Source organism: Enterobacter sp. IF2SW-B1, assembly GCF_001743375.1.
In the GTDB taxonomy this organism is placed as follows: Bacteria; Pseudomonadota; Gammaproteobacteria; order Enterobacterales; family Enterobacteriaceae; genus Enterobacter; species Enterobacter bugandensis.
Map to the genome: position 1 here is coordinate 513,095 of NZ_MJAA01000002.1, position 20,607 is coordinate 533,701.

The 20,607-nt window shown below is 56.1% G+C and carries 18 protein-coding genes; 14 read left to right on the forward strand and 4 right to left on the reverse strand.

Going from position 1 to position 20,607, the window contains the following annotated elements:
* Nucleotides 1-32: 32 nt before the first annotated feature.
* From mazG to eno, 3 genes are all read left to right on the forward strand, one after another.
* Complete coding sequence (gene mazG / locus A6013_RS06810) at nt 33-824, forward strand: nucleoside triphosphate pyrophosphohydrolase (RefSeq protein WP_045261274.1); 792 nt, start codon at nt 33-35, stop codon at nt 822-824.
* Nucleotides 825-1,047: 223 nt separating this feature from the next.
* Complete coding sequence (pyrG, locus tag A6013_RS06815; RefSeq protein ID WP_028014254.1) at nt 1,048-2,685, forward strand: glutamine hydrolyzing CTP synthase; 1,638 nt, start codon at nt 1,048-1,050, stop codon at nt 2,683-2,685.
* An 81-nt stretch (nt 2,686-2,766) separates the two neighbouring features.
* Nucleotides 2,767-4,065, forward strand: a complete 1,299-nt coding sequence (gene eno, locus A6013_RS06820) for a phosphopyruvate hydratase (RefSeq protein ID WP_006811784.1) — start codon at nt 2,767-2,769, stop codon at nt 4,063-4,065.
* Between the two features lie 53 nt (nt 4,066-4,118).
* Here eno and A6013_RS06825 read toward each other — a convergent pair whose 3' ends face one another.
* Both A6013_RS06825 and A6013_RS06830 read right to left on the reverse strand, forming a co-directional pair.
* Nucleotides 4,119-5,228: an SDR family oxidoreductase gene (locus A6013_RS06825; RefSeq protein ID WP_069732760.1), complete on the reverse strand. Its 1,110-nt coding sequence runs from the start codon at nt 5,226-5,228 to the stop codon at nt 4,119-4,121.
* A 357-nt stretch (nt 5,229-5,585) separates the two neighbouring features.
* The gene (locus A6013_RS06830) at nt 5,586-6,410 is read right to left on the reverse strand and encodes a MurR/RpiR family transcriptional regulator (RefSeq protein WP_028014252.1); all 825 of its coding nucleotides are present in this window, start codon (nt 6,408-6,410) and stop codon (nt 5,586-5,588) included.
* 165 nt (nt 6,411-6,575) lie between these two features.
* Here A6013_RS06830 and A6013_RS06835 point away from each other — a divergent pair, with 165 nt between their 5' ends.
* Genes A6013_RS06835 through queE form a run of 3 tightly spaced genes read left to right on the forward strand, consistent with a single transcriptional unit; the run spans nt 6,576 to nt 9,568 of the window.
* Complete coding sequence (locus A6013_RS06835; protein ID WP_069732761.1) at nt 6,576-8,135, forward strand: maltose/glucose-specific PTS transporter subunit IIC; 1,560 nt, start codon at nt 6,576-6,578, stop codon at nt 8,133-8,135.
* The gene (locus A6013_RS06840) at nt 8,135-8,842 is read left to right on the forward strand and encodes an N-acetylmannosamine-6-phosphate 2-epimerase (RefSeq protein ID WP_069732762.1); all 708 of its coding nucleotides are present in this window, start codon (nt 8,135-8,137) and stop codon (nt 8,840-8,842) included. The genes A6013_RS06835 and A6013_RS06840 overlap by 1 nt, the downstream gene beginning before the upstream one ends.
* A 54-nt stretch (nt 8,843-8,896) precedes the next feature.
* Nucleotides 8,897-9,568: a 7-carboxy-7-deazaguanine synthase QueE gene (gene queE, locus A6013_RS06845; RefSeq protein ID WP_028014249.1), complete on the forward strand. Its 672-nt coding sequence runs from the start codon at nt 8,897-8,899 to the stop codon at nt 9,566-9,568.
* Between the two features lie 28 nt (nt 9,569-9,596).
* Here queE and queD read toward each other — a convergent pair whose 3' ends face one another.
* The gene (gene queD / locus A6013_RS06850) at nt 9,597-9,959 is read right to left on the reverse strand and encodes a 6-carboxytetrahydropterin synthase QueD (RefSeq protein ID WP_003862700.1); all 363 of its coding nucleotides are present in this window, start codon (nt 9,957-9,959) and stop codon (nt 9,597-9,599) included.
* Nucleotides 9,960-10,265: 306 nt separating this feature from the next.
* On the opposite strand from queD, the gene cysJ reads away from it, so the two are divergent.
* The 3 genes from cysJ to cysH are packed head-to-tail and all read left to right on the forward strand — an operon-like array spanning nt 10,266 to nt 14,533.
* A complete protein-coding gene (gene cysJ / locus A6013_RS06855; RefSeq protein ID WP_069732763.1) occupies nt 10,266-12,071 on the forward strand; it encodes an NADPH-dependent assimilatory sulfite reductase flavoprotein subunit in 1,806 nt (601 codons plus the stop codon).
* The gene (gene cysI, locus A6013_RS06860; protein ID WP_069732764.1) at nt 12,071-13,783 is read left to right on the forward strand and encodes an assimilatory sulfite reductase (NADPH) hemoprotein subunit; all 1,713 of its coding nucleotides are present in this window, start codon (nt 12,071-12,073) and stop codon (nt 13,781-13,783) included. The genes cysJ and cysI overlap by 1 nt, the downstream gene beginning before the upstream one ends.
* Before the next feature lie 15 nt (nt 13,784-13,798).
* The gene (gene cysH, locus A6013_RS06865; protein ID WP_008499616.1) at nt 13,799-14,533 is read left to right on the forward strand and encodes a phosphoadenosine phosphosulfate reductase; all 735 of its coding nucleotides are present in this window, start codon (nt 13,799-13,801) and stop codon (nt 14,531-14,533) included.
* A 71-nt stretch (nt 14,534-14,604) separates the two neighbouring features.
* Here cysH and A6013_RS06870 read toward each other — a convergent pair whose 3' ends face one another.
* Nucleotides 14,605-15,648, reverse strand: a complete 1,044-nt coding sequence (locus A6013_RS06870) for an aminopeptidase (protein WP_028014245.1) — start codon at nt 15,646-15,648, stop codon at nt 14,605-14,607.
* Between the two features lie 246 nt (nt 15,649-15,894).
* On the opposite strand from A6013_RS06870, the gene cysG reads away from it, so the two are divergent.
* Genes cysG through A6013_RS06895 form a run of 5 tightly spaced genes read left to right on the forward strand, consistent with a single transcriptional unit; the run spans nt 15,895 to nt 20,586 of the window.
* The gene (cysG, locus tag A6013_RS06875) at nt 15,895-17,244 is read left to right on the forward strand and encodes a siroheme synthase CysG (RefSeq protein WP_162196524.1); all 1,350 of its coding nucleotides are present in this window, start codon (nt 15,895-15,897) and stop codon (nt 17,242-17,244) included.
* A 9-nt stretch (nt 17,245-17,253) separates the two neighbouring features.
* Nucleotides 17,254-18,162, forward strand: coding sequence for a sulfate adenylyltransferase subunit CysD (gene cysD / locus A6013_RS06880; RefSeq protein WP_008499613.1), 909 nt, complete (start codon nt 17,254-17,256; stop codon nt 18,160-18,162).
* 9 nt (nt 18,163-18,171) lie between these two features.
* Nucleotides 18,172-19,596, forward strand: a complete 1,425-nt coding sequence (gene cysN, locus A6013_RS06885) for a sulfate adenylyltransferase subunit CysN (RefSeq protein WP_069732765.1) — start codon at nt 18,172-18,174, stop codon at nt 19,594-19,596.
* Nucleotides 19,596-20,201 carry an adenylyl-sulfate kinase gene (gene cysC, locus A6013_RS06890; protein WP_028014242.1) on the forward strand — a complete coding sequence of 202 codons (606 nt, stop codon included), beginning with the start codon at nt 19,596-19,598 and terminating at the stop codon, nt 20,199-20,201. The genes cysN and cysC overlap by 1 nt, the downstream gene beginning before the upstream one ends.
* Before the next feature lie 58 nt (nt 20,202-20,259).
* Nucleotides 20,260-20,586 carry a DUF3561 family protein gene (locus tag A6013_RS06895; protein WP_028014241.1) on the forward strand — a complete coding sequence of 109 codons (327 nt, stop codon included), beginning with the start codon at nt 20,260-20,262 and terminating at the stop codon, nt 20,584-20,586.
* Nucleotides 20,587-20,607 lie beyond the last annotated feature (21 nt).

Sequence of the window (20,607 nt, forward strand, 5' to 3'; positions counted from 1 at the left end):
GCCACCCGGCATTTTTTCATCAGGACAGAACTATGACTCAAATCGACCGCCTGCTCGGCATCATGAAACGCCTGCGCGACCCGGAAAACGGCTGCCCGTGGGACAAGGAGCAGACTTTCGCGACCATCGCACCCTATACCCTCGAAGAGACCTATGAGGTGCTGGACGCCATTTCACGCGAGGATTTCGATGACCTGCGCGGTGAGCTCGGCGACCTGCTGTTCCAGGTAGTGTTCTACGCCCAGATGGCGCAGGAGGAAGGGCGCTTTAACTTTGACGATATCTGTGCCGCTATCAGCGACAAGCTGGAGCGCCGCCATCCGCATATCTTTGGCGATGCCACCGCAGGAAACAGCGCAGAGGTGCTGGCCCGCTGGGAGCAGATTAAAAGCGCCGAGCGCGCTGAAAAGTCCCAACACTCTGCGCTGGACGACATCCCGCTGAGCCTGCCCGCGCTGATGCGCGCCCACAAAATTCAAAAGCGCTGCTCGGCGGTAGGATTTGACTGGGATTCCCTGGGACCCGTGCTGGATAAAGTGCATGAAGAGATCGACGAAGTGATGCACGAAGCGCAGCAGGCGGTGGTCGATGAAGCAAAGCTGGAGGAAGAGATGGGCGACCTGCTGTTCGCCACCGTTAATCTTTCTCGCCATCTAGGGGTAAAAGCGGAAACCGCGCTGCAAAAAGCCAACCTGAAATTCGAACGACGCTTTCGTGAAGTCGAGCGGATTGTGGCCTCGCGCGGCCTGGAAATGACCGGAATTGACCTCGACGCGATGGAAGAAGTCTGGCAGGAAGTAAAACGCCAGGAATCTGATCTCTAACGGAATTTTGCGATCAAGCGCAATTTGTGTGATTTTTTAAATGACAAGCGCTTGATTTGCGTCAAAAACATTTACCCAAAAGGGGCTATTTTCTCACTCCTTATGTTTGTCATGGCCTGGAATGGAGACGGAGAATGAAAGTTTGTGGCGCTCGCCGTGTTCGGGTATACTACTTTCCCGTCCTGGTTATTCCATCGTTTCACCCTAACTTCTCAGGTTCAGCATGACAACGAACTATATTTTTGTGACCGGCGGGGTCGTATCCTCTCTGGGTAAAGGCATTGCCGCAGCCTCCCTCGCAGCCATTCTTGAAGCCCGTGGCCTCAATGTGACCATGATGAAACTGGATCCGTATATCAACGTCGATCCTGGCACCATGAGCCCAACCCAACACGGGGAAGTGTTCGTTACTGAAGACGGCGCTGAAACCGATCTGGATCTTGGCCACTACGAGCGTTTCATTCGTACCAAAATGACCCGTCGTAACAACTTTACGACTGGCCGCATCTACTCTGACGTTCTGCGTAAAGAGCGCCGCGGTGACTACCTGGGCGCGACCGTGCAGGTTATCCCACACATCACTAACGCCATCAAAGAGCGTGTTCTTGCCGGTGGCGAAGGGCATGACGTTGTGCTGGTTGAAATCGGCGGTACCGTGGGTGATATCGAATCCCTGCCGTTCCTCGAAGCGATTCGTCAGCTGGCGGTAGACATTGGTCGTGAACACGCGCTGTTCATGCACCTGACGCTGGTGCCTTACATGGCGGCGGCAGGTGAAGTGAAAACCAAACCGACTCAGCACTCCGTTAAAGAACTGCTCTCCATCGGTATTCAGCCTGACATCCTGGTTTGCCGTTCCGATCGTGCCATTCCAGCGAACGAACGTGCGAAAATTGCATTGTTCTGTAACGTGCCTGAAAAAGCCGTTATTTCAATGAAAGATGTCGATTCCATTTATAAAATCCCGGGCCTGTTGAAATCACAGGGTCTGGACGATTATATTTGTAAACGATTCAGCTTGAACTGTCCGGAAGCTAACCTGTCTGAATGGGAACAGGTTATTTATGAAGAAGCGAACCCGGCAGGCGAAGTGACTATCGGTATGGTCGGCAAGTACATCGAACTGCCGGACGCCTATAAGTCCGTTATCGAAGCGCTGAAGCACGGTGGTCTGAAGAACCGCGTCTCCGTGAACATCAAGCTGATTGATTCGCAGGATGTTGAAACACGTGGCGTTGAAATTCTGAAAGATCTGGATGCTATCCTCATCCCTGGCGGCTTCGGCTACCGTGGTGTTGAAGGCAAGATCGCCACTGCACGCTATGCGCGTGAAAACAATATTCCATACCTCGGCATCTGCCTGGGTATGCAGGTTGCGCTGATCGAATTTGCGCGCAACGTAGCGGGAATGGAAAACGCGAACTCTACGGAATTTGTGCCAGACTGTAAGTACCCTGTCGTGGCGCTGATTACGGAATGGCGCGACGAAGACGGTAACGTCGAAGTCCGTACCGAGAAGAGCGATCTGGGTGGCACTATGCGTCTTGGCGCGCAGGCCTGCCAGCTGTCCGACGATAGCGTGGTTCGCAAGCTGTACGGCGAGCCGGTCATCACCGAGCGCCATCGTCACCGCTATGAAGTCAACAATATGTTGTTGAAACAAATTGAAGCCGCGGGCCTGCGTGTTGCGGGTCGCTCCGGGGACGATCAGTTAGTCGAGATCATCGAGGTGCCAAACCATCCGTGGTTTGTTGCCTGCCAGTTCCACCCGGAATTTACTTCAACGCCGCGTGATGGACATCCGCTGTTTGCAGGCTTCGTGAAAGCCGCCAGCGAGTACCAGAAGCGTCAGGCGAAGTAAAAAAGTTAGAACGGCAACGCGTACCAACGGTACGCGTTGTTTGTCTGGAGTTTTAGTTTAACTTGTACTGAGGAAAATCTAATGTCCAAAATCGTTAAAGTCATCGGTCGTGAAATCATCGACTCCCGTGGTAACCCGACCGTTGAAGCCGAAGTTCATCTGGAAGGTGGTTTCGTCGGTATGGCAGCTGCTCCATCAGGTGCTTCTACGGGTTCCCGTGAAGCGCTGGAACTGCGTGATGGCGACAAATCCCGTTTCATGGGCAAAGGCGTACTGAAAGCGGTTGGCGCTGTTAACGGTCCTATTGCTCAGGCTATCGTTGGCAAAGATGCCAAAGATCAGGCTGGCATCGACAAGATCATGATCGATCTGGACGGTACTGAAAACAAATCTAACTTCGGTGCGAACGCAATCCTGGCCGTTTCCCTGGCGAACGCCAAAGCAGCAGCCGCTGCTAAAGGTATGCCACTGTTCGAGCACATCGCTGAACTGAACGGCACCCCAGGCAAATACTCTATGCCTGTACCAATGATGAACATCATCAACGGTGGTGAGCACGCAGACAACAACGTTGATATTCAGGAATTCATGATTCAGCCAGTTGGCGCGAAAACCCTGAAAGAAGCGGTTCGTATGGGTTCTGAAGTGTTCCACAACCTGGCTAAAGTTCTGAAAGCTAAAGGTATGAACACTGCTGTTGGTGACGAAGGTGGCTACGCGCCAAACCTGGGTTCTAACGCAGAAGCACTGGCTGTTATCGCTGAAGCGGTTAAAGCAGCAGGCTACGAGCTGGGCAAAGACATCACCCTGGCGATGGACTGTGCAGCATCTGAATTCTACAAAGACGGTAAATACGTTCTGGCTGGCGAAGGCAACAAAGCGTTCACCTCCGAAGAGTTCACTCACTTCCTGGAAGACCTGACCAAACAGTACCCAATCGTTTCTATCGAAGACGGTCTGGACGAGTCTGACTGGGATGGTTTTGCATACCAGACCAAAGTACTGGGCGACAAAATCCAGCTGGTTGGTGACGATCTGTTCGTAACCAACACCAAGATCCTGAAAGAAGGCATCGAGAAAGGCATCGTTAACTCCATCCTGATCAAATTCAACCAGATCGGTTCTCTGACCGAAACGCTGGCTGCGATCAAAATGGCGAAAGACGCTGGCTACACCGCTGTTATCTCTCACCGTTCTGGCGAAACTGAAGACGCGACCATTGCTGACCTGGCTGTTGGTACCGCTGCTGGCCAGATCAAAACCGGTTCTATGAGCCGTTCTGACCGTGTTGCTAAATACAACCAGCTGATTCGTATCGAAGAAGCGCTGGGTGAAAAAGCACCTTACAACGGTCGTAAAGAGATCAAAGGCCAGGCATAATTGCTTAAGCCTTAACATGAAAATGCCAGTCGAATGACTGGCATTTTTTTTGGTTATTTAAAATCGACCGCCATCTGCTCGGGAATGGTTAGTCCCCGGGTGGTTTGCACGCAGCGGGCGATATAATCCGTAAAACGAGGTGGCTTCGGCATCCCCATGCTGAGCAGCTTATCGTTGCTGAAGCGCACGTTCAGCGTGGCAAAGGCACCGTATAAGCGCATCGCTCTCAGCATCAGACGTTCGTTGCACGGACCAAAAATGGTTTTCAGTTCACGGCGCATTTTGACCAGCGTTTCGTAGCTGACCTGCGCGTACTTATCGCCAACGGGCGCTTTCTCCAGCGCCTGCGCCATTGCCCGATCGATATCCGCAAAGCGAACGCTGTTCTCTTCCCCGGCAGAAATGTGTACCACTTCCCCCGGACGCGCGTTGCTGCTCAGCAGCATTAACATTGCGTCGGCGCAATAATCTACCGGGACAACGTCGATCCGGTCTTCCATCGAGCACATGAACTTCTGCAGCATCAGGCCCATGCTGAAGACCCAAAAGATACTGCTCGACGGCGTGCAGCCGTGGCGGGTATGGCCGACGACGATGGACGGACGGGCGATGAGCAGCGGCAGGTTAGGACATTCCTGGCGCATCAGCTTTTCGATGGTTGACTTCGAATACGTATATTCCACCAGGTGCTCAGCGTTTTCTCTGAATTCCGCACTTTCGGCGACCAGCGAATCCTGCTCCGGCGTGCATGACATTGCGGTGCCTACATGCAGGAAACGCTGCAGCCCTGCGACCTGCTCCATGCGGCGCGCCAGCGCTAGCGTACCCTCTACGTTCACCTTCCAGATCAGCGGGTTATTGCCAAAAGACGCAACTGCCGCGCAGTTAACGACATGCGTAACCTGGTCCAGACGGGGATCGTTCAGAAAGGCTTCCGGCTGGCTGAGGTCGCCGATGAGGATATTATCCACGCTCAGGGAGGCCAGTTTCTCCTCTGAAATTTTGAACTTACGCATGTTCTCCTGCACGCGCGCCAGCCCGCTTTGCGGATCGCCGGCACGGGCAAGCAAAAGGAGTTTTACAGATTGATCGCTGGTCAGGATTTTTTCAAGTACTGCACCGCCCAGAAACCCGGTCACGCCTGTAATTAATAACATATTCATTATTACCGTCTCATTATGATTGATGAGGCGGATTGTAGGCGCGCAAAAGTAAACGGCGTTTAAATAATAAAACGCCGGGACCGACAGCGTCTTAAGCTTATTTTAAGGAAAGGAAATCAGGTGAAAATATTGGACATTGCAGAAGGCGGAAAAATTCAATTTATTCATGTTTTTATTTTAACTTAATGATTTTAATCTGTTTTTGTCTCTTGGGTAGCGCGATGGAAATAATTCAAACTGTAATAAACAAAATAATTTGTTACACCAAACATTTATCATATAAATGAATTGAGCCCTGCTTAAGTAAAATTGAGCAAAATAAAACGCAGGCTATTTTATTTAGCCTGCGAAGGGTTTTCAGAGCAGAAGAGGAAGCGTGGCGCTGGCCGTTTGCTGGCTGACGTCAGCGTAATGACCATCCAGCGCAATCATGGATGTCGTAAGTAATTCGACCAGCAGCATCACCCCAACTTTGGCATTGAGCGCGCCCGCGCTAAGAGGGCCTTCTGGCTTGGCGGCCACCAGCAGCATATCGCTAAGAGACGCCAGCGGGCTGCGGGGCGTGTTGCTGAGCGCCAGAACCTTCACCCCGCGCTTGCGGGCAAGTTTCACCACGTGAAGTAAATCTCGCGTTGAACCGGAGCTGGAGATCGCCACCACCAGCGTCTCTGCCGAAAGCGTGGTCGCATTCATGGCTGCGCGGTGCATATCGCTAAACAGCTGTGCGGATTTACCCAGCCTTAATAACTTGTAATGCAGATACTCCCCGAGGATTGCGCTGGCCGCGACGCCATAAATCTGCACGGACTGCGCCTGATGCAGCGCCAGTGCGGCTTTTTCAAGCAGCGCGCGGTCGAGGAGTCTCGCGGTATCCTGCAGAGCCTGCACCGATTCATCCACCACGCTGTCAATCTCATCCCCCGCCTGACGCGCGGGCTGACCCTGCTGAATATCCAGCGCCAGCGCCATTTTGAATTCGTTATACCCCTTGCACCCCAGCGTCCGGCAAAGACGCGTCACGCTGGCCTCGCTGGTGTGGCTCTCTCGCGCCAGTTCGGTGATGGTCAGGTAGAGCACCCGGGCAGGGTCGCTGAGGACAAACTCACCGAGTTTTTGTTGCGTTGGGCTGTACCCGGAAGCCTCCTGGCGGAGCTTCAGCAGCAGGTTTTCATGGTCCGACATGCCACGTCCTTAATGTGTTTCACTGCGACTAGTGTGGCGGAAAGCGGGGGAAAGATGCCAGTCATTTTAAAAAAGTATGATCGGCCTCCTGGTTTGTGATGATAATTTTCACTATAAAATATTTATATGGTAAAAATTTTCATCTTTTAATGGGGGGATGAAAAAATGATGCAAATATTCAGTGGCGCTTCGTCGGGTGGATGGTTTGAAAAAGCGCAGCGCTTTGGCAAATCCTTTATGTTGCCTATCGCCGTATTGCCCGCGGCGGGTCTGCTGCTCGGTATCGGCGGGGCGTTATCGAACCCTAATACGCTGGCGGCCTATCCGTTTTTAGATGTGGGCTGGCTGCAAGCCATTTTCACCATCATGAGCAGTGCGGGTTCGATTGTGTTTGCGAACCTCTCGGTGCTGTTTGCGGTTGGGGTGGCCGTCGGGCTGGCAAAAAACGATAAGGGCACGGCGGGGCTGGCAGCGCTACTCGCGTTTCTGGTGATGAACGCCACCATCAACGCGCTGCTGATCCTCACCGGCAAACTGGCGCACGAGAACCCGGGCGCTGTAGGGCAGGGCATGACGCTGGGTATTCAGACGCTGGAAACCGGGGTGTTTGGCGGCGTGGTGATTGGTCTCGTGACCTGCGCGCTGCATCATCGGTTTAACAAGATCGCGCTTCCGCAGTTCCTGGGCTTTTTTGGCGGCTCGCGCTTTGTCCCGATTATCAGCTCGCTGGCGGCGATACTCGTTGGCGCGATCATGACCGTGGTCTGGCCGCATTTCCAGAAGCTTATTTTTGGTCTGGGCGGGCTGGTGGATGCCACCGGTTATCTTGGCACGCTGCTGTACGGCTTTATTTTGCGCATGCTTGGCCCGTTTGGTCTGCATCACATCTTCTATCTGCCGTTCTGGACCACCGCGCTCGGCGGCAGCGAGATCGTCAACGGCCACCTGGTTGAGGGCACGCAGCGGATCTTCTTCGCTCAGCTCGCCGACCCGAACACGCAGCATTTCTATGAAGGCACGTCACGCTTCATGTCCGGGCGCTTTATCACGATGATGTTTGGCCTGCTCGGTGCCTGCCTGGCGATGTATCATACGGCGAAACCGGAGAACAAAAAGCGCGTTGCCGGGCTGCTGCTCTCCGCGGCGTTAACCTCATTCCTGACGGGAATTACCGAGCCCATCGAGTTCTCCTTCCTGTTCATTGCCCCGGTGCTCTACGTCATTCACGCGCTGTTTGACGGGCTGGCGTTTATGCTCGCGCACATGCTGCACATCACCATCGGGCAGACCTTCTCCGGCGGTTTTATTGACTTCGTGCTGTTTGGCATTTTGCAGGGGGAGGCCAAAACCAACTGGATGTTCGTTCCGCTGGTCGGCGTGCCGTGGTTCTTCCTCTACTACTTCACTTTCCGCTACCTGATTAACCGCTTTGATTTCGCCACGCCGGGCCGTGAAAAGGAGGCGATGGTTGATGACGTCAGCCTGCCGCAAAGCGAGCGCGCTGCGGCGGTGATCGCCGGGTTGGGCGGAAAAGACAATCTGGAAGAGGTGGACTGCTGCGCCACGCGCCTTCGCGTGACGGTCAAAGACGGCAGCAAAGTGAATGACGCGGCGCTGAAAGCCACCGGCGCGCGAGGCGTTATCGTGCGCGGTAACGGTGTACAGGTCATTTATGGCCCGCACGTCACAATTATCAAAAACGAAGTGGAAGAGATCTTATCGTAATGAAAAATGTACTGGATAACCTGAAGGGAAAACTGGTCGTCTCCTGTCAGGCGCTGGAAAACGAACCGCTGCACAGCCCGTTTATCATGTCGCGAATGGCGCTGGCGGCGGCACAGGGTGGAGCCTTCGCCATTCGCGCCAACAGCGTGGTGGATATCGAGGCCATTAAACAGCAGGTGTCTTTACCGGTTATCGGCATCATCAAACGGGACTATCCAGGGAGCGAAGTATTTATCACCGCTACGATGAAAGAGGTGGATGAGCTCATGGCCGTCTCTCCGGAAATCATTGCCCTTGATGCGACGGCGCGGGAACGTCCTGACGGTGAATCCCTGGAAACACTGGTCACGGCCATCCGCTCACGTTACCCCTCGGTACTGCTGATGGCAGATATTTCCACCGTAGACGAAGCCGTGACGGCGCAGACGCTTGGCTTTGACTGCGTTGGCACCACGCTGTACGGCTATACGGCGGAAACGGCAGGCCATACGCTTCCGGAGAATGACTGTGCGTTCCTGAAAGCGGTGCTGGCGGCCGTGACGGTCCCCGTGGTTGCCGAAGGCAACGTGGATACGCCCGAGCGCGCGGCCCGGTGTCTGGCGCTGGGCGCGCATACGGTCGTTGTCGGCGGGGCGATCACCCGCCCACAGCAAATTACCGCGCGCTTTATGGCGGCGATAAGCGCGCAAAGCACCGATGGAGCATGACCATCCGACGGGGATCTGCGATACTTATCGTTTATCCCCTTTACTGAGATGACTATGCAGTACCCGATTAACGAGATGTTCCAGACCCTGCAAGGCGAGGGTTACTTTACCGGCGTTCCCGCTATCTTTATTCGTTTACAGGGATGCCCGGTTGGCTGTGCCTGGTGTGATACCAAACATACGTGGGATAAGCTCGCAGATCGGGAAGTGTCGCTGTTTAGCATTCTGGCGAAAACCAAAGAGAGCGATAAGTGGGGCGCGGGCAGTGCAGAAGACCTGCTGGCCATTATTGGTCGCCAGGGCTGGACGGCTCGCCACGTCGTCATCACCGGCGGCGAACCCTGCATTCACGATCTGACGCCGCTGACCGAGCTGCTCGAAAAGAACGGCTACAGCTGCCAGATTGAGACCAGCGGCACCCATGAAGTGCGCTGTTCACACACCACCTGGGTGACGGTATCGCCAAAAGTGAATATGCGTGGCGGGTATGACGTGCTGTCTCAGGCGCTGGAGCGCGCGGATGAAATTAAGCATCCGGTAGGACGCGTACGTGATATCGAAGCGCTGGATGAACTGCTGGCGACGCTGACGGACGAGAAGCAGCGGGTAATCGCCCTGCAGCCGATCAGCCAGAAAGAGGATGCGACGCGCCTGTGCATTGAAACCTGCATTGCGCGCAACTGGCGCCTGTCGATGCAGACGCACAAGTATCTGAATATTGCCTAGAAAAAATCCCGGTTTTGCCGGGCTTTTTTTACTCTCCGCGATACACGCAGCCTGCCGTGCAGGTTTCTTTGATCATCACCGCGCTCAGCAGCGGTACCAGCGGCTTCATCTGATCCCAGATCCATTTTGCCAGCACTTCGCTGGTCGGGTTTTCCAGACCCGGAATATCGTTGAGATAGTAGTGATCCAGACGATCGTAGGTCGGCTTAAACGCGGCCTTCAGCTCGGCAAAGTCCATGATCCAACCGGTATGCGGATCAACTTCACCGGTGATCTCAAGACGCACCATAAACGAATGCCCGTGCAGGCGGCCGCATTTATGTCCTGCAGGAACGTGCGGAAGGTGGTGGGCGGCTTCGAAGGTGAAATCTTTAAACAGTGTGGTGGACATGATCGCTCTCAGTAATGCGGAAAAAACCGCCGCATAGTACCGGAAAGCACAATTTTTAGCATTAACTAAAACGGCTCTGAACGGTGAACGCCCGGTATTCAGGGTGATTATTGGTTTTTATTCTTTTATTTCAAATGGTTATTCAATCGTTTTTATCGCTAAGAACGATAACTAAAACAGGTTAGTCCATTTGGTTATTTATTATTTCCATCCCTTCTTTAATTGTTATTATCCACGCCGTTAACCTTATCTTCAGTTTGGATTTATTCGCTTAAAGTCCGCTTGGCTACTGGAACATAACGACGCATGACAACACAGGCCTCACCTTCAAATTTGCTTCCCCTTAACCCGGAGCAACTGGCGCGCCTTCAGGCTGCCACCTCTGATTTTTCTCCCACTCAGCTTGCCTGGGTCTCCGGTTATTTCTGGGGAATGCTCAACCAGCAGCCTGGCGCGGTGGCTGGCGCACCGGCAACGGCCGTGGAAATTCCTGCCATTACGCTGATTAGCGCCTCGCAGACGGGCAACGCCCGCCGCGTGGCCGAAGCGCTGCGTGATGATCTGCTGGCCGCCAAACTGAACGTGAACCTGGTCAACGCCGGGGATTATAAATTCAAACAAATCGCGTCAGAAAAACTGCTGGTGATGGTCGCCTCGACCCAGGGGGAAGGTGAACCCGCTGAAGAAGCGGTGGCGCTGCACAAGTTCCTGTTCTCAAAAAAAGCCCCTAAGCTGAATGGCACGGCGTTTGCCGTCTTTGGCCTGGGCGATACCTCCTATGAATTCTTCTGCCAGTCCGGTAAAGACTTCGACAGCAAGCTGGCGGAGCTGGGCGCGGAGCGCCTGCTGGACCGCGTGGACGCGGATGTGGAATACCAGACTGCCGCCGCTGAATGGCGTGCGCGCATCGTTGAGGTATTGAAAGCCCGCGTCCCGAAAGAGACGCCAGCGCAGGCCGCGGTGACCGCTGCGGGCACCGTCAATGAGATCCACACCAGCCCGTACACCAAAGAGTCGCCGCTAACGGCGAGCCTGTCGGTGAACCAGAAAATTACGGGCCGCGACTCGGAAAAAGACGTGCGCCATATTGAAATCGATCTTGGCGACTCCGGCCTGCGCTATCAGCCTGGCGATGCGCTGGGCGTCTGGTATCAGAACGATCCGGCGCTGGTGAAAGAGCTGGTGGAACTGCTGTGGCTGAAGGGTGACGAGCCCGTCACCGTTGACGGCAAAACCCAGCCACTTTCAGAGGCGCTGCAGTGGCATTTCGAGCTGACGGTGAACACTCCGAATATCGTCGAGAATTATGCCACCCTAACGCGCAGCGAATCCCTGCTGCCGCTGGTGGGCGACAAAGCGAAGCTGCAGCATTACGCCGCGACGACGCCGATTGTCGATATGGTGCGTTTCTCTCCGGCACAGCTGGATGCCGATGCGCTGATCGGTCTGCTGCGTCCGCTGACCCCACGCCTGTACTCTATCGCCTCTTCCCAGGCGGAAGTGGAAAGCGAAGTTCACGTTACCGTCGGCGTGGTGCGCTACGACATCGAAGGCCGCGCCCGCGCGGGTGGGGCATCAAGCTTCCTGGCGGACCGCGTGGAAGAAGAGGGCGAGGTGCGCGTCTTTATCGAGCACAACGACAACTTCCGCCTGCCGGCGAACCCGGAAACTCCGGTGATCATGATTGGCCCGGGCACCGGCATCGCGCCGTTCCGCGCCTTTATGCAGCAGCGTGCCGCGGATGAAGCGCCGGGTAAAAACTGGCTGTTCTTCGGCAACCCGCACTTTACTGAAGATTTCCTCTACCAGGTTGAGTGGCAGCGCTACGTCAAAGAGGGCGTACTGACCCGCATCGATCTGGCCTGGTCCCGCGATCAGAAAGAAAAAGTATACGTACAAGACAAACTGCGCGAACAGGGCGCAGAGCTGTGGCGCTGGATCAATGACGGTGCCCACATTTATGTCTGCGGCGACGCCAATCGCATGGCGAAAGACGTTGAGCAGGCACTGCTGGAAGTGATTGCCGAATTCGGCGGTATGGATGCCGAAGCGGCGGATGAATTTTTAAGTGAGCTGCGCGTTGAGCGCCGTTATCAGCGAGATGTCTACTAATGAGCGAAAAACATCCAGGGCCACTGATGGTCGAAGGTAAATTGACAGACGCCGAGCGCATGAAGCTGGAAAGCAACTATCTGCGCGGCACCATTGCTGAAGATCTGAATGACGGCCTGACCGGCGGTTTCAAAGGCGACAACTTCCTGCTGATCCGTTTCCACGGCATGTATCAGCAGGACGACCGCGATATCCGCGCCGAGCGCGCAGAACAGAAGCTGGAGCCGCGCCACGCGATGCTGCTGCGCTGCCGCCTGCCGGGTGGAGTGATCACCACCAAACAGTGGCAGGCGATCGACAAATTTGCGGGTGAAAACACGATTTATGGCAGCATCCGCCTGACCAACCGTCAGACCTTCCAGTTCCACGGGATTCTGAAGAAGAACGTGAAGCCGGTGCACCAGATGCTGCACTCCGTGGGACTGGACGCGCTGGCGACCGCCAACGACATGAACCGTAACGTGCTCTGCACCTCGAACCCGTACGAGTCCGAGCTGCACGCCGAAGCGTATGAGTGGGCGAAGAAAATTTCCGAGCACCTGCTGCCGCGTACCCGCGCCTATGCGGAGATCTGGCTCGATCAGGAGAAAGTCGCGACCACTGACGAAGAACCGATCCTCGGTCAGACCTACCTGCCGCGTAAGTTCAAAACCACGGTGGTGATCCCGCCGCAGAACGACATCGATCTGCACGCCAACGACATGAACTTCGTGGCGATTGCCGAAAACGGCAAGCTGATTGGCTTTAACCTGCTGGTGGGCGGCGGCCTGTCTATTGAGCACGGTAACAAGAAAACCTACGCCCGCACCGCGAGCGAGTTCGGCTTCCTGCCGCTGGAGCACACGCTGGCTGTGGCGGAAGCAGTAGTGACCACCCAGCGCGACTGGGGCAACCGTACCGACCGTAAAAACGCAAAAACCAAGTACACTCTGGAGCGCGTGGGCGTTGAAACGTTCAAAGAGGAAGTGGAGCGTCGTGCGGGGATCAAATTTGAGCCGATCCGCCCTTACGAATTCACCGGTCGCGGCGATCGCATCGGCTGGGTGAAAGGCATCGACAATAACTGGCACCTGACGCTGTTCATTGAAAATGGCCGTATTCTGGATTATCCGGGCCGCCCGCTGAAAACCGGTCTGCTGGAAATCGCGAAGATCCACAAAGGCGAGTTCCGTATCACCGCTAACCAGAACCTGATCGTCGCCAGCGTGCCGGAAAGCGAAAAGGCGAAAATTGAGGAGCTGGCGCGCGAGCACGGGTTGATGAATGCGGTGAAGCCACAGCGTGAAAACTCCATGGCCTGCGTGTCGTTCCCGACCTGTCCGCTGGCGATGGCCGAAGCCGAGCGTTTCCTGCCGTCATTTACTGACAAAGTGGAAGCGATTCTGGAAAAACACGGTATTCCGGACGAGCATATTGTTATGCGCGTGACGGGCTGCCCGAACGGCTGCGGTCGTGCGATGCTGGCCGAGCTGGGGCTGGTGGGGAAAGCGCCGGGTCGTTATAACCTGCACCTGGGCGGTAACCGTATCGGCACGCGTATTCCACGTATGTTCCGCGAGAACATCACCGAGCCGGAAATTCTTGATTCCATCGACGAGCTTGTCGGGCGCTGGGCGAAAGAGCGCGAAGCGGGTGAAGGCTTCGGCGACTTTACGGTGCGTGCGGGCATCATTCGCCCGGTGCTCGATCCCGCCAGGGATTTCTGGGAGTAACCACGAGAGGTAATTATGTCCGTACTCGATCTAAACGCCCTTAATGACCTGCCAAAAGTCGAACGCATTCTGGCCCTGGCAGAAACTAACGCTCACCTTGAAAAGCTGGACGCCGAAGGGCGCGTGGCGTGGGCGCTGGAAAACCTGCCGGGAGAGTATGTGCTCTCGTCGAGCTTTGGTATTCAGGCGGCTGTGAGCCTGCATCTGGTGAATCAGATCCGTCCGGACATACCGGTGATCCTCACCGATACCGGCTACCTGTTCCCGGAAACCTACCAGTTTATCGACGAGCTGACGGACAAGCTCAGGCTGAACCTCAAAGTCTACCGCGCAACGGAAAGCGCGGCCTGGCAGGAGGCGCGCTACGGCAAGCTGTGGGAGCAGGGCGTTGAGGGCATTGAGAAATACAATGAGATCAACAAAGTTGAGCCGATGAACCGGGCGCTGAAAGAGCTGAACGCCCAAACGTGGTTTGCCGGCCTGCGCCGCGAGCAGTCCGGGAGCCGCGCAACCTTACCGGTACTGGCGGTACAGCGCGGCGTGTTCAAAGTGCTGCCGATTATCGACTGGGATAACCGCACGGTGTATCAGTACCTGCAAAAACACGGGCTCAAGTACCATCCGCTGTGGGACCAGGGCTACCTGTCCGTGGGCGACACCCACACCACGCGCAAATGGGAGCCGGGAATGGCGGAAGAAGAGACGCGATTCTTCGGGCTCAAGCGCGAGTGCGGGCTGCACGAAGGGTGATCCTTTATCCTCCCTCTCCCTGTGGGAGAGGGTTGGGGTGAGGGCATCAGGCCCCGCTATACTTAAAAACCTCAGGCTTTGCCCGCTTTCGCCAGCTCCTTCACCAGCGGCAGCATCACTTTCACCACGTCCCGGCTGCGGTGCTCAATCCGCTGCGGCAGCGTTTTATCAATGTGCTGCTGATTATCCAGCCGCACGTCATGCCAGCTGGTCCCGTCCGGGAACGCTTTCGATTTAGCGCGCTGCTGATAGCCATCCTTTTTGCCCAGCGCCCAGTTCGTCGCCTCGACGTACAGCACCGGAATGCCTGCCTTATCAAACACTTCCCCGTCGTTACAACAGCCAGTGCCTTTTGGATAATCCGGGTTACCGCCTGGGTTTGTTGCAGCATAGACGCCATGCGTACGGGCAAGCGCCAGCGCGCGGTCGCGGGTGAGTTTACGCACGCTGCTCGGCGTGCTCTGTCCACTATTAAAATAGAGCTTATCGCCCACGATCAGGTTATCGAGGTTAATCACCAGCAGCGTATTTTTCTTCTCCTCAGCGCTCATCCGTTTAAGGAGATTCTCAGCGCCGAGTTTTCCTTCTTCTTCGCCGCTGGTCGCCACAAAGCGAATACCGTATTTCGTCGGAATATTTTTAAGGCGTTCAGCCAGTTCAAGCATCACGCCGAGACCCGCTGCGTTATCGTCCATGCCCTGCAGCGTCAGTCCCCCGAGGTTATTATCAATATCGGCGTCGCTCATTGGCGCATAGGTATCCAGGTGCGCCATGATAATAATCTGCTCAGCCGCTTTCCCCTCATGCGCCGCAATCACCGTGCTGCCGGTCACGTTATGCCAGTTTTGCGTTTTATTGCGTGAGGTATAGATGTAGCGGCTGTGAAACGAGCGTATGTCACTCTGGTAGCCCATCTGTGCAAACTGCTGGCGAATATAGTCGGCGGAGAGCATCTCCGCGGGTGAACCGGTCATGCGGCCAGGGAAAACCGTCGCAATATGTCGCGCCTGCATAGTGGCGATTTCACCATAGGGTTGATTTTTTGCCTGAGCCGGAAGGATAAAGCAAACGCCGAGCGCCAGGGCAGCAATACGGTGGCGCGTTGCGGAAAACATAGTGAGTCCTTAAAAACAGAGCAAAATAATAACGTGCATAGTATGAAACTGTGATCGTCCATACACAATTTGAATTGCTCTTAAATGCCCGAAATTTCGCGTGTTAAGCATTTTTTGGTATTTGCTTTTTCACGGCGTTATTCCATTGAGTAACTACTCATTCCAATTCGTAATTTCATTCGATCTAAGCCGCCCCCTATAGTCCCTCTATTCCTCGTTGTTAGTGAGTTGTTGCCTGTGGACTATCTGCCCCTTTTTGCCGCCTTAAAAGACCGACCGGTACTGGTTGTCGGCACGGGAGAAATTGCCGATCGCAAAATCGCGTTTTTGCAGCGCGCAGGGGCACAGGTGCGGGTTGTTGAAGAGGCGGATTTCGACGAGTCACAGATCGACAGCGTGGTGCTGGTGATTGCGGCGACTGAAAATCGGGAACTTAACCGGCGGGTCTCCGACGCGGCCCAGGCCCGTTACCGTCTGGTGAACGTGGTGGACGACCAGCCTTTATGCTCGTTTATCTTCCCGTCGATCGTTGACCGCTCGCCGCTGCTGGTGGCGATCTCCTCCGGCGGCACCGCGCCGGTGTTGGCGCGCGTGCTGCGGGAAAAGATCGAAGCGCTGCTGCCGACCAGCCTCGGGCGCATGGCGGAGAAAGCCAGCTACTGGCGCAACCATTTAAAAAACCGCCTGACCAGCGTGACGGAACGCCGTCGCTTCTGGGAGCGCGTATTTCGCGGCCGCTTTGCCAGCCTGATGCAGGCGGGCAATGAGACGGCGGCGCAGAAAATTCTCGAAGACGAACTGGATAACCCCGGCAGTACGGGCGGGGAAATTATTCTGGTGGGAGCCGGGCCGGGGGATGCCGGTTTGCTGACGCTGCGCGGCCTGCAGGTTCTGCAGGATGCGGACGTAGTGTTCTACGACCACCTGGTCACCGATGGCGTGCGCGAGCTGATCCGTCGCGATGCGGAGCAAATCTGCGTTGGCAAACGGGCGGGGGAACACTCCGTGCCGCAGCACGATACCAACCAGATGCTGATTGACGCCGCGAAAGCGGGCAAAACCGTGGTGCGCCTGAAAGGGGGCGACCCGTTCATTTTCGGTCGCGGCGGTGAAGAACTGCAGGCGGCAGCCGAAGCTGGCGTGCCGTTCCAGGTGGTGCCCGGCATCACGGCGGCGTCAGCCGTCACGGCCTACGCCGGCATTCCGCTGACCCATCGCGATTACGCCCAGAGCGTCACCTTTGTGACCGGGCACTATAAAGCCGACAGCACGCCGTTCGACTGGTCGCACCTCGCCCAGAGCCGACAAACGCTGGCGATATACATGGGCACGATGAAGGCGGCGGACATCAGCGAACAGCTTATTCAGCACGGTCGCGAGGCGACGACGCCCGTTGCCGTCATTTCTCGCGGTACGCGCGTCGATCAGCATGTTGCTATCGGCACATTACAAGACCTTGCAACCCTGGCGAAAGACGCCCCGATGCCTGCCCTGATCGTGGTGGGAGAGGTGGTGCAGCTGCACAGCACCCTCGCCTGGTTCCAACACACAACCGATACAGAAGGCTTTGGTTCTTCTGTTGTAAATTTGGCTTAAGGAACGGTTATGGACCAAAAACGACTTACTCACCTGCGGCAGCTCGAAGCGGAAAGTATCCATATTATCCGCGAAGTGGCCGCCGAGTTCTCTAACCCGGTGATGATGTACTCCATCGGTAAAGATTCCAGCGTCATGCTGCATCTGGCGCGTAAAGCGTTTTATCCGGGCACGCTGCCGTTCCCGCTGCTGCACGTGGATACCGGCTGGAAATTCCGCGAAATGTACGAATTCCGCGACCGTACCGCCAAAGCCTACGGCTGCGAGCTGCTGGTGCATAAAAATCCGGAAGGGGTGGCGATGGGCATTAACCCGTTCGTCCACGGCAGCGCCAAGCATACCGACATCATGAAAACCGAAGGGCTGAAGCAGGCGCTGAACAAGTACGGTTTTGACGCGGCCTTCGGCGGCGCGCGGCGTGACGAAGAAAAATCCCGCGCCAAAGAGCGTATCTACTCCTTCCGCGACCGCTTCCATCGCTGGGATCCGAAAAACCAGCGCCCGGAGCTGTGGCATAACTACAACGGCCAGATCAACAAGGGCGAAAGCATTCGCGTCTTCCCGCTCTCTAACTGGACCGAGCTGGATATCTGGCAGTACATCTATCTGGAAAACATCGAGATTGTTCCGCTGTACCTGGCCGCCGAGCGCCCGGTGCTGGAGCGCGACGGCATGCTGATGATGATTGACGACGATCGTATCGACCTGCAGCCGGGTGAAGTGATCAAAAAACAAATGGTCCGTTTCCGTACCCTCGGCTGCTGGCCGCTGACCGGCGCGGTGGAATCGAACGCGCAGACGCTGCCGGAGATCATCGAAGAGATGCTGGTGTCCACCACCAGCGAGCGACAGGGGCGCGTGATTGACCGCGACCAGGCAGGCTCCATGGAGCTGAAGAAACGTCAGGGTTATTTCTAAGGAGCCGCCATGAACACCACTATTGCTCAACAAATTGTCAACGAAGGCGGCGTGGAAGCGTATCTGCACGCCCAACAACATAAAAGCCTGCTGCGCTTTCTGACCTGCGGCAGCGTGGATGACGGGAAAAGTACCCTTATTGGCCGCCTGCTGCACGACACGCGCCAGATTTATGAAGATCAGCTCTCTTCCCTGCATAACGACAGCAAGCGTCACGGCACCCAGGGCGAAAAACTTGACCTGGCGCTGCTGGTGGACGGCCTGCAGGCGGAGCGCGAGCAGGGCATCACTATTGACGTGGCCTATCGCTATTTCTCCACCGAGAAGCGCAAGTTTATTATCGCCGACACCCCGGGGCACGAGCAGTACACCCGCAATATGGCGACCGGCGCATCCACCTGCGATCTGGCGATCCTGCTGATGGACGCCCGTAAAGGCGTGCTGGATCAAACCCGTCGCCACAGCTTTATCTCCACTTTGCTGGGGATCAAGCACCTGGTGGTGGCGGTCAACAAGATGGATCTGGTGAACTTCAGCGAAGAAAAATTCGAGGAGATCCGCCAGAGCTACCTGACCTTTGCCGAACAGCTGCCGGGCAACCTGGATATTCGCTTTGTGCCGCTCTCGGCGCTGGAAGGGGATAACGTCGCCTCCCAGAGCGTAAACATGCCGTGGTACAGCGGCCCGACGCTGCTGGAAGTGCTCGAAACCGTTGAAATTCATCGCGTGGTCGACACTCAGCCAATGCGCTTCCCGGTGCAGTACGTGAACCGTCCAAACCTCGATTTCCGCGGCTTCTCCGGCACTATTGCTTCCGGTTCCGTGAAGGTGGGGCAGCGCGTGAAGGTGCTGCCATCCGGCGTGGAGTCAGCAATAGCTCGCATCGTGACGTTCGACGGCGACCTGCAGGAAGCCGGGGCAGGGGAAGCGGTCACGCTGGTGCTGAAAGACGAAATTGATATCAGCCGCGGTGACCTGCTGGTCGACGCGCAGGAGACGCTGACGGCGGTGCAGGGCGCGTCCGTGGACGTGGTGTGGATGGCCGAACAGCCGCTGACCGCAGGCCAGAGCTACGACATCAAAATTGCGGGCAAGAAAACCCGCGCCCGCGTGGACGGCATTCAGTTCCAGGTGGACATCAACAACCTGACCCACCGTGACGTGAGCGAGCTGCCACTGAATGGTATTGGCCTGGTGGATCTGACCTTCGACGAGCCGCTGGTGCTGGATCCGTATCAGCAGAACCCGGTGACGGGCGGGCTGATCTTTATTGACCGCCTGACCAACGTTACCGTCGGTGCTGGCATGGTGCGCGAGCCTAACGCGCAGGTGAGCGTGACCTCTGAGTTCAGCGCCTTCGAGCTGGAGCTGAACGCGCTGGTGCGTAAGCACTTCCCGCACTGGGGCGCCCGCGATCTGCTGGGAGGCAAGTAATGGCCGCCCATGATGAGAACGTCGTCTGGCATCCTCATCCGGTCACCGTCGCCCAGCGCGAACAGCTCCACGGCCACCGTGGGGTGGTGCTGTGGTTTACCGGGCTGTCTGGCTCCGGTAAATCCACGGTGGCGGGCGCGCTGGAAGAGGCGCTGCATCAGCAGGGAGTAAGTACCTACCTGCTGGATGGCGACAACGTGCGTCACGGCCTGTGCAGCGATTTGGGGTTCAGCGACGACGACCGCAAAGAGAACATTCGCCGGGTAGGTGAAGTCGCCAGCCTGATGGCAGACGCCGGGCTGGTGGTGCTGACGGCGTTTATCTCGCCACACCGCGCAGAGCGCCAGATGGTGCGCGAGCGCGTGGGTCAGGATCGCTTTATCGAAGTGTTTGTCGATACGCCGCTGGAGATCTGCGAAGCGCGCGATCCGAAAGGGCTGTACAAAAAAGCGCGTGCCGGCGAGCTGCGAAACTTCACCGGAATTGACTCGGTTTACGAAGCGCCTGAATCGCCTGAGATTCACCTGGAAGGTCAACAATTGGTAACAAATTTAGTAAGCCAATTATTAGACCTGCTCAGACGGGACGATATTATCAGATCCTGAGGCGGTATCGTTCGGGAGCTGTCTTCCCGAACGATGAGTCACGGTCACAGGATTAGCTATGCGCAACAGTGAAAACTACATTATCACCACCGGGTCGGAACCGTTAACCACCGACAATGAGACGACCTGGTCCTTCCCTGGGGCGATAGTCGGCTTTGCGTCGTGGTTACTGGCGCTGGGTATCCCGTTTTTGATCTACGGTGGTAACACCCTTTTCTTCTTTCTCTACACCTGGCCCTTCTTCCTGGCGCTGATGCCCGTTGCGGTCGTTGTCGGGGTTGCGCTGCATTCCCTTTTCAACGGCAAGCTCCTGTACAGTACGGTTATCACGATTGCCACCGTTGTCGTCATCTTTGGCCTGCTGTTTTTATGGCTGATGGGCTAACTTGCGACATAATTAAAACCC